The sequence below is a fragment of the Paenibacillus sp. NPDC056579 genome (genome assembly GCF_042793215.1).
GTDB lineage: Bacteria > Bacillota > Bacilli > Paenibacillales > NBRC-103111 > Paenibacillus_S.
This window is the reverse complement of record NZ_JBHTVD010000003.1, coordinates 945,697-958,225: the sequence shown is the minus strand read 5'-3', so window position 1 is coordinate 958,225 and position 12,529 is coordinate 945,697. Positions and strand designations below refer to the sequence as shown.

11 protein-coding genes are annotated in these 12,529 nt (G+C 52.5%); 7 read left to right on the top strand and 4 right to left on the bottom strand.

From position 1 onward, the window contains the following. The first annotated feature begins 10 nt into the window (after nucleotides 1–10). From ACFQ88_RS16895 to ACFQ88_RS16880, 4 genes are all read left to right on the top strand, one after another. Nucleotides 11–979: a carbohydrate ABC transporter permease gene (locus ACFQ88_RS16895; protein ID WP_239628063.1), complete on the top strand. Its 969-nt coding sequence runs from the start codon at nucleotides 11–13 to the stop codon at nucleotides 977–979. A gap of 128 nt (nucleotides 980–1,107) precedes the next feature. After that, the gene (locus ACFQ88_RS16890) at nucleotides 1,108–1,821 is read left to right on the top strand and encodes a response regulator transcription factor (protein WP_239628062.1); all 714 of its coding nucleotides are present in this window, start codon (nucleotides 1,108–1,110) and stop codon (nucleotides 1,819–1,821) included. A gap of 1 nt (nucleotide 1,822) precedes the next feature. Continuing rightward, a complete protein-coding gene (locus ACFQ88_RS16885) occupies nucleotides 1,823–3,193 on the top strand; it encodes a sensor histidine kinase (RefSeq protein WP_239628061.1) in 1,371 nt (456 codons plus the stop codon). 39 nt (nucleotides 3,194–3,232) lie between these two features. Further along, on the top strand, nucleotides 3,233–3,784 hold the full coding sequence (locus tag ACFQ88_RS16880) for a glycerol-3-phosphate responsive antiterminator (protein WP_379454866.1): 552 nt from the start codon (nucleotides 3,233–3,235) through the stop codon (nucleotides 3,782–3,784). Nucleotides 3,785–3,805: 21 nt separating this feature from the next. On the opposite strand, the gene ACFQ88_RS16875 is transcribed toward ACFQ88_RS16880, so the two are convergent. Next, on the bottom strand, nucleotides 3,806–5,470 hold the full coding sequence (locus tag ACFQ88_RS16875; protein ID WP_379454865.1) for a glycerol-3-phosphate dehydrogenase/oxidase: 1,665 nt from the start codon (nucleotides 5,468–5,470) through the stop codon (nucleotides 3,806–3,808). 288 nt (nucleotides 5,471–5,758) lie between these two features. Between ACFQ88_RS16875 and glpK the strand changes: the two genes are divergently transcribed. Continuing rightward, complete coding sequence (glpK, locus tag ACFQ88_RS16870; RefSeq protein ID WP_379454864.1) at nucleotides 5,759–7,249, top strand: glycerol kinase GlpK; 1,491 nt, start codon at nucleotides 5,759–5,761, stop codon at nucleotides 7,247–7,249. Between the two features lie 166 nt (nucleotides 7,250–7,415). Here the strand turns inward: glpK and ACFQ88_RS16865 are convergent, their stop codons facing one another. Continuing rightward, complete coding sequence (locus tag ACFQ88_RS16865; protein ID WP_239635516.1) at nucleotides 7,416–8,222, bottom strand: histidinol-phosphatase; 807 nt, start codon at nucleotides 8,220–8,222, stop codon at nucleotides 7,416–7,418. A gap of 5 nt (nucleotides 8,223–8,227) precedes the next feature. Continuing rightward, complete coding sequence (locus tag ACFQ88_RS16860; RefSeq protein WP_239628049.1) at nucleotides 8,228–9,130, bottom strand: LysR family transcriptional regulator; 903 nt, start codon at nucleotides 9,128–9,130, stop codon at nucleotides 8,228–8,230. A 269-nt stretch (nucleotides 9,131–9,399) separates the two neighbouring features. On the opposite strand from ACFQ88_RS16860, the gene ACFQ88_RS16855 reads away from it, so the two are divergent. Continuing rightward, nucleotides 9,400–10,932, top strand: coding sequence for an MDR family MFS transporter (locus ACFQ88_RS16855; protein WP_379454863.1), 1,533 nt, complete (start codon nucleotides 9,400–9,402; stop codon nucleotides 10,930–10,932). Between the two features lie 65 nt (nucleotides 10,933–10,997). After that, nucleotides 10,998–11,561 (top strand): PadR family transcriptional regulator, encoded by a 564-nt coding sequence (locus ACFQ88_RS16850; protein WP_239628044.1) that lies wholly within the window; start codon nucleotides 10,998–11,000, stop codon nucleotides 11,559–11,561. 167 nt (nucleotides 11,562–11,728) lie between these two features. Here the strand turns inward: ACFQ88_RS16850 and ACFQ88_RS16845 are convergent, their stop codons facing one another. Then, a complete protein-coding gene (locus ACFQ88_RS16845) occupies nucleotides 11,729–12,517 on the bottom strand; it encodes a TIGR01457 family HAD-type hydrolase (protein ID WP_379454862.1) in 789 nt (262 codons plus the stop codon). Between the last annotated feature and the right edge of the window lie 12 nt (nucleotides 12,518–12,529).

Sequence of the window (12,529 nt, the reverse complement as noted above, 5' to 3'; positions counted from 1 at the left end):
GCGTAACGGAATGCAGAAAATAGTCAGAGATATTAAAAACGTGCGACTGGATACCCATTCCATCATGCGATGGCTTGGGGCAACCAAGAGAGTGCTCATCGGTAAGGAAGCCGACAAAGGCTTAATCTTCCGCTTGTTCATGTACTTGATTCTGATCGACGTTGCGTTTATTTATATCAAGCCCATTATCTACATGGTAACGACGATGATCAAGGATTCGGCGAACTTGCTGGATCCGGCGGTTATCTGGGTACCGCGCTCATTCTTTATGGGCCATTTGGAGGAAGCTTTCCGCTTATTGAAATATTCGAATGCTTTTTTCATCAGTGCGACAGTGGCTCTGAGCGTAGCGGTACTGCAAGTCATTTCCTGCGCCATCGCCGGCTATGCGTTTGCGCGGCTTGACTTCCCGCTGAAAAAGTTCTGGTTCGTATGCTTGATCTTTACGTTCGTTATGCCGCCGCAGGTTACGATTCTTCCTTCCATCCTGCTGTTTAAGGATTTCGGCTGGATCAATACGTACCTGCCGCTGATCGTACCGGCGGTCTTCGGCCATGGTTTGAAAGGCGCTTTGTTCGTCATCATTTATCGCCAGTTTTTCAGTACATTGCCTAAGGAATTGGAGGAAGCGGCCAAAATTGACGGCGCCAGTGTATACCGGGTGTTTTTCCGGGTTATGCTTCCGATTTCCTCCTCGGCGATTATCGTCGTATTCTTGTTCTCCTTCGTTTGGAACTGGAACGATTTCTACTTCCCGACGATGTATATGTTCGGAGCTAAGGAAGTTCCGTTGTCCATCAGTTTGTCTCGTCTGGCAGCGTCCTTGACGGCTGAAGCGGAGCAAACGGGACCGAGCATTTTTGCAGAGCCGATCAAAATGGCGGCATCGTTCCTGATCATTATGCCGGTCTTGATCGTGTACACCTTTACGCAGCGCTGGTTCGTCGAAGGCGTGGAGCGTACCGGTTTGGTAGAGTAGGAAGGAAGCCTGACTCGCTCAGGCTTTTTCTCTTCCCGATTTCCTTGAAAAAAGCCTGAAAAAATCAGGCTTTTTTCTTGTGTAATAACGGTTGGACAAGTAATATGAAGAGATGGGGGGAGTTATCAATGCAAATATTACTTGTGGAAGATGAGCCAAAAATCCGCGAAGTAGTAACCGCTTATTTAAAAAATGAAGGTTGGGAAGTCGATTGTACGGCAAACGGCCTGGAGGCTGTGCAGCTTTTTGACAATAACTCCTACGATCTGGTTATCCTGGATTTGATGCTGGAGGGCTTGCCAGGTGAAGAAGTATGCAAACGAATTCGCGAGAAATCGGTCGTGCCTATCATTATGCTTACCTCCAAATCCCGTGAGAGCGATACGATAGCAGGGCTCAACCTGGGTGCGGATGATTATATAGCCAAGCCGTTTCGCGTAAAGGAAGTCATTGCCCGCATTCATGCGTTAACCAGAAGGATACATGCCTACAAGCCGGATAAGGCCAAGGAAACGGTTCTGACGTTCGACAGAGGGCAGCTGGTTATCGACCTGGAAGCGAACACACTGCTCGTTAGAGGGGTCCATGCGAACCTGACGACCACCGAATTCAAGCTGCTGACGGTATTCGCAGGCAAACCGGGCAAGACTTGGTCGCGGAGCGATTTATCTTATCATGTGCTAGGCTACAGGTTTCAAGGAGACAGCCGGTCCATCGATACCCATGTGAAAAATTTGCGCAAAAAAATCGAGGAAGATTCTAAGGATCCTAAATATATATTGACCTTGGTTGGGACAGGCTACAAATTTGCGGCAGAACCTGATGTGAAGGAAGCTACATGATATGATCCGAGTATTCCGCAAAATGAATGTCATTTTATTTATTACGCTTCAAAGCTGCTTCCTGCTTATTATTTCCGTTATAGCGTACGGATACAATTTCAATTGGCAAAATGTATTCGACCGGTATCAGCAGGATCAGTTGAAGGTAACCGCTTACAAGCTGATCGACGATATGCGAAACGAAGATTTGTCTGTTGGACCTTACAATACGGACCAAAAATCGTGGTTGACCCGAAGAGCGACGCTATACGGCATCCTTGTCCGTTACCAGGAAGACCGGTTTAATGTATGGTTCGATATGTTCAGCCGCGTGCAAAATGAAAAGGACCTCATTATTCAAGAATATCCCGTTGTGGCCAAAGGGGAAATGCGGGGCACGTTAAGAGTCGGCTATTTGAAAACGGTCAATCAGAACGATCCGAACGTAATAGCTTACCAGGAAATGATGCATAAGCGCTCCGCGTATCTTTACGGAATTCTCATTCTGATTTCCATCATCGTCAGCTTCTTCGTGGCGCGTCTCTTGTCAACTCACCTGCACAGGCTGCAGGAAACAGCCAATAAAATCCGTCTAGGCAACTGGGAAGTACAAGCTGCAGTCAAAGGGCCGGAAGAAGTGAGAGGGCTCGCTCTCACGCTGAATGAGCTGTCCAGAGAGCTGAAGAAGCAGGAGGATTGGCGCCATCATCTGATGGAGGACTTGACTCATGAGCTGCGTACGCCGCTTACATCCATGCTATCCCAGCTGGAGGCGATGATTGACGGCATTTACGAAGTCGATATGGAATGGCTGCAGCAGATTTATGATGAGCTGATCCGCCTGACCCGGTTGATGAACGATATGGAAAAGCTGTCGGAAGCCGAAGCGGCCCGATTTACAATTCATATCCGGCGTGTCAACATGGTTCAGCTCGCGCAGAACGTATTCCGCAATTTTCAGCAGATGGCCAAAAGCAAAGGAGTCAAGCTGCAATTCATGCCCACGAATGCTCCGTGCTATGCTGAGGTAGACAGGGATAAAATGATTCAGGTTATTTCCAACATCGTATCGAACGCGATTAAATATACGAATGAAGGCGGCAAAGTGACCATCGGCGTCGACTGGACGATAGATTCCACTATTATCTATTGTGAGGATACAGGAATAGGCATCGGTGCTGCGGACCTGCCGTACGTGTTCAACCGGCTGTACCGAGTAGACAAATCGCGCTCGCGCTTCAGCGGAGGCGTCGGTTTGGGGTTAAGCATTGTCAAAGCGCTCGTGGAAGCGCATGAAGGGAAGATTGAAGTATCCAGCAAGCTGGGCAGCGGCTCAGTGTTCAAGGTGACGATCCCGAACGTGTACAAGTCGTTGGAGCAGCAGCTCGGATGAGCGAATGTGAATGTCATAGACAAGAAGGGGGAAGGGGCAGTGAATTTTTACGGTCAGAGGGTTCTTCCCGCAGTCCGCAAAATGCGCGATTTGGAGCTGCTGCTGAAGAGCCAGTTTCAATATTTGGTGCTGCTGGATATCCATATTTCGCAATTGATGAATATCGTTCAGCTGGCAAGAAGCAGCCAGAAGAAGATGCTGATCCATGCGGATTTAATCCACGGCTTGAAAAATGACGAATACGCGATTGAGTTTCTGTGCCAGACGATCAAGCCGGCCGGCGTGATTTCAACGAAAAGCGCCGCGATCGCTACGGCCAAGAAAAATAACGTATTGGCGATACAGCGCCATTTTCTGCTGGATACGACGGCATTGGAAACGACATATAAACTGACGGAGAAGGTCAAACCGGATTTTATCGAGGTATTGCCGGGGGTTATGCCTCACATTATCGCGGAGATGAAGGAGCAGCTGGGCATACCGATCTTGGCCGGCGGATTGATTCGTACGGTGGATGAGGTGGAGCAGGCTCTCCAAGCGGGGGCGGTCGCCGTAACGACCTCCCGCCGGGATATATGGAGCCATTATTAAGTAGGATGGGATGACAGCCAATTAAGCTTCCAGCGGCTGAACCGCATCATGAATGTGCATTTCCAGCAAGCGGGCTTGACGCAGGATCTCTTCGTCCGTCCAGCCGTACAGCTGGGACATATAGGCAATGACGGGCTGCTTCCACTTCTGAACGGAAGCGATATCGAAGTAAAGGGCGCCCGTCCGGCGGATGAAAAAGTCCAGCGGGGTCGATACCATCTCGGCCTCGATGCCGTACAGCAGCGACGCAAACCATGTTCCGGGTATCCCGTATTGCTTGGCTTCTTCTTGATGAGCCTGATACAGCTCGAATACACGCCCCGCATTGGAGCCGTAACGCTGAACGAGAACGGCGGCTTCGGCTTCCTTCAAACCGCAGCGCATTCCCTGCTGCACCATTTGCTTGGTGAACTCCTTGAACCCTCTCGAACCGCCGACATCGCCACCGGAGAGCTTAATTTGATCTGTCGTGCATCCAGGGTAGGCGGCATGTCCCTGCTGCTCCAGCTGGTTTGCGACGAGGTTGACGATACGCTCGGCCATTTTCCGGTAACCGGTCAATTTGCCGCCGGCGATGGTAATGAGACCCGATGGCGCGATAAAAATTTCATCCTTCCGCGAGAGCTCGGACGGCGATTTGCCGTCTTCGTGAATTAGCGGACGCAGACCCGACCAGCTGGACTCGACATCCTTAGGGCCCAACTGAAGGGTTGGGAACATAAAGTTCGCCGCGCGCAAAATATAGTCACGGTCCTCCAGCGTCATCCGCGGATGAGCAATATCTCCGTTATAGTTCGTATCGGTAGTTCCGATATAGGTTTTGCCGTCGCGAGGAATCGCAAACACCATCCGTCCGTCCGGCGTATCGAAGTAGATCGCCTGCTTCAGCGGGAACCGTTGGCCGTCGATCACAAGATGGACGCCTTTGGTCAAATGAAGCCGTTTGCCCTGCTTGGAGCCGTCGATCTCCCGGATCGTATCGACCCATGGGCCGGCGGCGTTGACGATTTTTTTCGCGCGGATTTCGAAGCTCTCCCCGCTCAGCTGATCCACCGCACGCACTCCCACCAGCTTTCCTTGCTCGTACAGCAGCTCCTCCGCTTTGGCGTAATTGATAGCCTTCACACCGCGGCGCACCGCTTCTTTCATTGTTTCAATCGTCAAGCGCGCATCATCCGTGCGGTATTCGACGTAATATCCGCCGCCTTTCAGCTTGTCTTTACGAAGCAGCGGCTCCATGGTGAGCGTTTTGTCCTTATTCAGCATGATCCGGCGCTCCTGCCTGCGGACTCCAGCTAAAAAATCATATACGAGCAAGCCGACGGAAGTGGCAAGCTTGCCGTACGTGCCGCCCTCGATGATCGGGAGCAGCATCCATTCCGGCGTCGTCACATGCGGAGCATTCTCGTAGACGATCGCTCTTTCCTTACCGACCTCGGCGACCAGCTTGAATTCCAGCTGCTTCAGGTAACGCAGCCCGCCGTGGATCAGCTTGGTGGAACGGCTCGATGTTCCTGCGCCAAAATCCTGCATCTCGATGAGACCTGTATCCATACCGCGCGTCCTCGCGTCGAGGGCTATCCCGGCCCCGGTGATCCCTCCGCCAATGACAAGCAGATCGAGCGTCTGCGCAGACAAGCTTTGTTTATGCTCCGAACGGTGCGTTCCGGAAAAATTCGTCGTCATGTGATATCCATCCTTTTGGTTAGTTGGTTGGTTCAAAGGTTCAGAGCAACAAAAAGACCGCTAACATGCCTTTGCATAGAAGAAGCTGATTCCAGCCTTCTGCAAAGTATGTTACGGTCTACTCTTAATCTCTGACCAAATTATTAACTTGTTAATTACCCGTATCATATCATGAGACAGCTTGAGAATCAATATAGTTGACAGAGAAAATGTTCCTGTGTTAGATTTCAACTTGAAAACGGTTTATACTGTTACGGAGTTTCCGGAAGCGGCGAGGAGGAGAAATACATGAACAATGAACCCCGTTATGTCGTTGCTATAGATCAAGGAACAACCAGCTGCCGAGCTATCGTGTTCGATAAGCAGGGGACGATAGTCCATACGGCGCAAAAGGAATTTACCCAGTTTTTTCCACAATCCGGCTGGGTGGAGCATGACGCGGAGGAAATATGGCAAACGCAGCTTGACGTATTGCGGCAAGCGGTGCAATCGGTTTCACTGTCCGATATTGCCGCAATCGGCATTACGAACCAGCGGGAAACGACGGTCGTATGGGACAAGCAAACCGGCAAGCCGCTGCATCCGGCTATCGTATGGCAATGCCGCAGAACGAGCGCAATATGCGACGATCTGAAGCAGCGGGGCTGGGAGGACAAGATCCGAAGCAAGACAGGGCTTGTGGTCGACGCTTATTTTTCGGGAACCAAGCTCAAATGGATACTGGATGCCCATCCGGAGATCCGGGAGAAGGCGGCTCGGGGAGAGGCGCTGTTCGGCACGATCGACAGCTGGCTGATCTGGAAGCTGACCGAGGGGCGAAGCCATGTCACGGACGTATCGAACGCTTCCCGCACGATGCTGCTCAATATTCATACGGTGCAATGGGACCAGGACATTTTGCAGGAATTCCAAGTTCCGGAGGCGATGCTGCCGGAGGTGCGCTCGTCCAGTGAAGTGTACGGACATACGAGCCTGCTCGGTGACGGAACGGCGGCTATTCCCATCGCGGGTGCTGCCGGAGATCAGCAGGCGGCGCTGTTCGGTCAAGGCTGCTTTGCCGCAGGGACGGCAAAGAATACGTACGGAACCGGGTGCTTCGTCCTGAAGCAAACCGGAGAAAAGCCGGTTCTATCGCAAAAAGGATTAATTACGACGATCGCATGGAAGCTTAACGATAAAGTGTACTATGCGCTGGAAGGCAGCGTCTTCAATGCAGGAACGGTCGTGCAATGGCTGCGCGACGGCATGGGGCTCATTCGGGATGCAGCGGAAACCGATGCTCTGGCATCCTCGGTCGAGCATACCGAAGGCGTCTATTTCGTGCCGGCGTTCACCGGGCTGGGCACCCCTTATTGGGAGCCTGATGCTCGCGGTATGATCACGGGTCTGACAAGAGCTTCGTCCAAAGCGCATCTGGTACGTGCGGCGTTGGAATCGATCGCCTACCAGAGCGCGGAAGTGCTGAATGTGATGGAGGAGGAGTCGGGCATTCACCTGCGTGAGCTGCGCGTAGACGGCGGCGCGGTGAAGAACAATTTCCTGATGCAGTTTCAGGCCGATCTGCTGGGAGTTCCTGTCGTCCGTCCTCAGGTCATTGAAACAACGGCGTTGGGCGCAGCGCTGCTAGCCGGTCTGGCTGTTGGCTTCTGGAAGGACACGTCCGAGATCGAGCAGCTGAAGGGGCACGGAAGCACGTTCACCCCTCACGGGGACGATGATGAGCGTGAACGGAAAATGGCCGGGTGGAAGCGGGCCGTTGCCTATCAGGTTCAATCATAATCGGCCGCAGCAAGAGGTCGACAAGTAAAAGAAACGGCATATAGTCATCATACTACTCATAACCAAGTCCGATTCTCTCTACATTTAATCTGTAGAAGGGTTCGGGCTTTTTTTGCGTAAAATAAAACGACCTTCCCAACCAAGGAAAGGCCGTCGTACTCATCGTTTATAACGGAACGATTTGACGTTCTTTTTGCTTGAAATAAACCCATTCTTTGAAGCCGATCTCTTTGAGCCGCTTGCTGACCAAATCCCAGTCGTCACCGACGCGCTCAGGCTTGTGGGCATCGGAGCCGAAGGTCACCTTGACGCCGAAATGGTTCGCTCGTTCGAGAACGGCGTCGATCGGATACCATCCGCCGCAGTCTTTCGTCTTGCCTGATGTATTGATCTCGATTGCGACATCCTGCTCGGCGATCACCTTCAGCGTCTTGTCGACGGCATCCGTCGGAATATCGGAGAAGGCGGGGTAGAAGCCGCGCATCGCATCAATGTGGCCGAGAATTTGGAACATGCCGCTGCGGGCGGATTGGGCAATCAAATCGTAATACATCTCTTTTTGCTCGATCTTCTGCTCGTCTGTCAGGCCGTTCCAGCGCTTTTTGTTAAAAATGCTGACGCCTCCGGACAAATGGACCGAACCGATCAAATAATCGAAGGGATACTGCTCGTAAATTTTGCGGTACACTTCCGCATGCTCTGGAAAATAGTCCGACTCGCAGCCAAGCAGCACATCGATTTTGCCGCTGTACTCCTGTTTCAGCTTAAGCACTTCCTCCACGTAACGGCTGAATTCGCTCTTGGCCATAGCAATGCCCGGCTGTTCCCGGTCAACGTCGCTTGCAAAATAAGGAGAGTGATCGGAAATCCCGATCACCGACAGACCATGGCGGATGCCGGCTTCAATATAGTCGCGAATCGTCCCCAATGCATGGCCGCAACGCTCGTGGTGGGTATGCAAATCGAATTTCAACATAATCACTCCGATCCGATAAATTGAGTTTCCTGCATGCCTTTCAAATCCTGCAAAAACTGATGCAAAGCGGAGCTCAAGTAGCGTCCCGACTTGTACACGACGCCGACGGGATGGCTGCTCTCCAGCTCGTTTACTTTAATCATCTTTAAGGTACCGAGTCTTAGCTCAGTAGCAATGGACATCTTGGAGATGATCGCGGCGCCCAGATTCAGCTCGACCATCCGCTTCACTTCCTCACTGCTGGACAGCTCCATGACAATTTGCGGCGTAAGGAACCGCTGTTTGAATATTTGATCGACGAATCGCCGTCCTGCGGTCTCGGGAGATAGCATGATCAGGGGAATGTCCTGAAGCTTCTCGATAGGCACATGCTGAAACCGGCTAAGCGGGTGCTGCGGAGAAACGACGAGCTCGAAGGTATCGTAATACAGCACGGAGCATTCCAGTGCAGGGTGCTTTTCGAACAGGTACGTAATGCCGATGTCAATGTTACCGTTCTCGACGTTTTGCATGATTTGCGACGATGTCATGGAATGGATGGTCGTTTTGATCAGCGGGAATTGATCTTGGAAATACGATAGTACCCGCGGCAATATTTGAATGGCGATCGAAGTTGTCGTTCCGAGGTGGATATGCCCTTGCGGCGTACTGTTCAAATCGGCGAGACGCTGTTTCAAATCCTCAACAGTCTGCAGGATAAGCTCCGCATGCTCAAGGAATACCCTTCCGCTATCGGTCAGTGTCACAGGCTGGTTGCGGTCGACCAGCACCGTCTTGAACTCGTCCTCCAGGCTTTTGATCTGGGCCGATACGGCGGGCTGCGTAAGGTTCAGAACCTCTCCCGCTTTGCGAAAGCTCATGGTTTTGGAAATGGTAAGCAGTGTCTCCAATTGGTTTAAATTCAATACCGGACCCTCCTCTCCCAAAGGGGTTATATGTTTCATACATACGGTTTACAGCGCGATAAAATAGATTATATTTATCAACTTTACAAAAAATATAAAAACCTTTTCTCAATATAGTACCATTATATGATACTTGAAGGGAGGGAGCAAACAAAAACTACTTTAGTGCCAAAATAGTTTTATTAATAAATAGTTAAATCACTTGAATACTACTCAAATTTGAATATAATATCTAGTGTAGCAAAACCATGGAAATGAGGGAAGACTTAATGCCACCAAAAAAATCAAATGTCCGTTGGACGATTGCGGGCTTGATGCTCGGACTGCTGCTCGCCTCGCTCGATCAGACCATCGTATCGACTGCTATGCCTACCATCGTCGGAACGCTTGGCGGCTTGGACAAATTCGTATGGGTGTTCTCCGCCTACTTGATCGCCAATGTCGTATCGATGCCTATCTTCGGCAAATTGTCCGATATGTACGGGAGAAAGCTGTTTTTCCTGCTTGGTCTCGGCGTATTCATGATCGGCTCCGCGCTGTGCGGCATGTCGTCGTCCATGCTCGAGCTGATCATTTACCGGGCGATTCAGGGGATCGGCGGAGGCGCGCTGATGCCTATTACGTTCACGATTATTTTCGACTTGTTCCCTCCGGAGAAGAGGGGGAAAATGCAAGGTCTGTTCGGCGCCGTCTTCGGCATATCCAGTGTGCTGGGACCGCTGGCAGGAGCTTATTTTACGGATAATGTGGATTGGACCTGGATTTTCTACATTAACCTGCCGTTAGGCGTTATCTCCTTTGCTCTTATCGCCTTGTTCTATCATCCTGCACTGCCTACGAACCGCAATCAGAAGATCGACTGGCTCGGAACGGTTACGTTCGCCGGCGCCATCTTGTGCCTGATGTTCGCCTTGGAGCTCGGAGGCAAGGAGTTTGCATGGAATTCGCTGCCAAGCTACGGATTGTTCGGCGGCTTCGTGCTCCTGTTCATCTTGTTCTTGTGGATGGAGACGAAGGTTCCCGCTCCGGTCGTGCCGCTGCAGCTGTTCCGCAACCGGCTGTTCAGCTCCAGCATGGGCGCAAGCCTGGTGTATGGCGCGATTATGATGGCCGCCGCTTCCTATATTCCCCTGTTTATCCAGGGAGTATTCGAGGGCTCGGCAACTAGCGCCGGGCAAGTATTGACGCCGATGATGCTCGGGGTAGTAGCAAGCTCTACTTTGGGCGGAAGGTTTATCGGCAGAACGAGCTACCGGAATATTATGCTCGTATCGGTCACTTTGCTTCTTATCGCGACCTTGCTTCTCAGCATGGTTTCGGTGACTACGCCGCGATGGGTCGTTACGTTGTATATGGTTGTGATGGGTCTCGGCGTTGGGGTCTCGTTCCCGGTTACATCGATGTCGGCGCTGCACCAAATCGGTCCGCAGCAGCGCGGGATTGTGACTTCGCTGGTCAGCTTTTTCCGGTCGATCGGCTCGGCCATTGGCGTTACCGTGTTCGGGGCGGTTCAAGCCGCAGCTCTGAGAGCGAATTTGGCGGAATCGCTCCCCGGCTCCGAGCTAGCCGGAAAGCCTGTCGATGCGCAGGTGCTGCTGCAGCCTCAAGTTAGAGCATCCATACCGGGACCGGAGCTGCAAAAGATGATCATCGCTTTGGCTGATTCCATTGCCTTTGTATTCGCCTGCACGGTGTTTATGGCGGCTGTCGGACTCGTGTTCGTGCTGTTGATGGGTAAAGCAAAAATGGAAATTGCCGCATCGCAGCAGAAGGCTATGCATGCCGAGCAAGTTAAAGCTTGATCTCCCGCGGCAGCGTACGGTAACATGTACAGTGCCGAGTTTGCCGGGAGGGTGAGGAAAAGCCGATGTCGATGAAGCTCGTCATTTTGGGGCTGCTTATGGAGAACAATGCGCATCCCTATGAAATACGCGCAACGATGAAAGAACGCGAAATGCATCATTATATTAAAATGCGGGACGGATCCCTCTATTACGCTATCGATCAGCTGCGTAAAGAGGGCTTGATAGAGACCGTGGAAGTCGTAAGAGACAGCAACCGTCCGGATAAGACGATTTACCGGATTACCGATCAGGGGAAGGAGCTTTTTCAAGAGCTCCTTCTACAGCAGTTCGAGGAGCAGAAGGAGCTGTACGATCCTATGGGGACGGCACTGATGTTTGCCAAGGACGGGGATCAGGAGGAAATTCACCGTATCCTGAGTAGCAGGCTGGAGGAGCAGAAAAAGCGGGTGCGCCAAATGCGAGAGCTGTACGAGGAGCACATACCCATCGTCTCCCGCGGCGTGCTGCACATGATGATGAATGCTTACGAGCACGGCCTAACCCAGCTTCGCTGTCTGGAGCGGATGGTCAAGGACGCGAAGGACGGACGGATGGCGGAGCGTGGAATTCCGCTCGAGGAGCAATAACAAGAAGCCGCAGCGAGCACCGGAGGGTGCGCGTGCGGCTTCTTTTTGTTTTGCCGGCGGCGATAGACGGTATCGCCGCGATGATCCCGCAAGCGAGACGCGGCTTCTTCCGAAAGTAGCCGCGTCTCGCTAAGAGCTGGCCGCCGCCCGCCGGCACGAGGCGGCGGTTAGGCCTCCTCCGACAGCTTGACGGCCAGATCCGTCAAGCTGTCGCAGACCAAGTCGGGCTCGAACCCGGTCCGCTGCAGCTGCTCCTGCAGCGTGTCCCGGCTGATGAGCCCGGTAAGCACGAGCGCGGTTCGGCATTGCGCTGCGATACCGCCGCGGATGTCCGTCAGCAGGTTGTCCCCGACAACCCAAATCTGCTCCGCCGGCAATCCGAGCTTGCGGATGGCGTAATTCATAATAATCGGCGACGGCTTGCCGATGACTACGGGCTCGGTTTGGCTGGCCCGCTCGATCGATGCGCCGATCGATCCGGCGCCGGGACGCAGCTCGTTGTTCCACGGGAGCAAGTGATCGGGATTGGTCAGCACGAATTCCGCTCCTGCGCGAATGCGGCTGACGGCTTCCGCCAGCAACTCGTAATTAAAGCTGCGGTCGATCCCTTGCACGACGAAGTCGGCCTGCCCTTCCGTCACCGATTCGAAGCCTGCGTCGCGCATCGCTTGCTGCAGACCATTTTCACCGATGATATAAGCGCGGTTCCCTAACTTCCGTTCCTGCATGTATAAGGCAGCCGCCTGGGAGGAGGTCAGCACTTCTTCCGGACTTGCCTCAATGCCTACCTTGGCGAAATGCTCCACTACCTGCTCCGGCGTACGGGAGGAATTGTTGGTCACGAACAAGTACGGATAGCCCTGTTCCTTCAACCATTGTATGAACGATGCCGCTCCGGCAATCGGCGAATCTCCATGATATAAAGTTCCGTCCAAATCGAGTAAAAATCCAGGCACTTTTCAATGTCC

Excerpts from the sequence above, each read along its gene's own strand:
- ACFQ88_RS16895 (WP_239628063.1), top strand. The coding sequence starts at position 11 with ATGCAGAAAATAGTCAGAGATATTAAAAACGTGCGACTGGATACCCAT.
- ACFQ88_RS16890 (WP_239628062.1), top strand. The coding sequence starts at position 1,108 with ATGCAAATATTACTTGTGGAAGATGAGCCAAAAATCCGCGAAGTAGTA.
- ACFQ88_RS16885 (WP_239628061.1), top strand. The coding sequence starts at position 1,823 with ATGATCCGAGTATTCCGCAAAATGAATGTCATTTTATTTATTACGCTT.
- ACFQ88_RS16875 (WP_379454865.1), bottom strand. The coding sequence starts at position 5,470 with ATGACGACGAATTTTTCCGGAACGCACCGTTCGGAGCATAAACAAAGC.
- glpK (WP_379454864.1), top strand. The coding sequence starts at position 5,759 with ATGAACAATGAACCCCGTTATGTCGTTGCTATAGATCAAGGAACAACC.
- ACFQ88_RS16855 (WP_379454863.1), top strand. The coding sequence starts at position 9,400 with ATGCCACCAAAAAAATCAAATGTCCGTTGGACGATTGCGGGCTTGATG.
- ACFQ88_RS16850 (WP_239628044.1), top strand. The coding sequence starts at position 10,998 with ATGTCGATGAAGCTCGTCATTTTGGGGCTGCTTATGGAGAACAATGCG.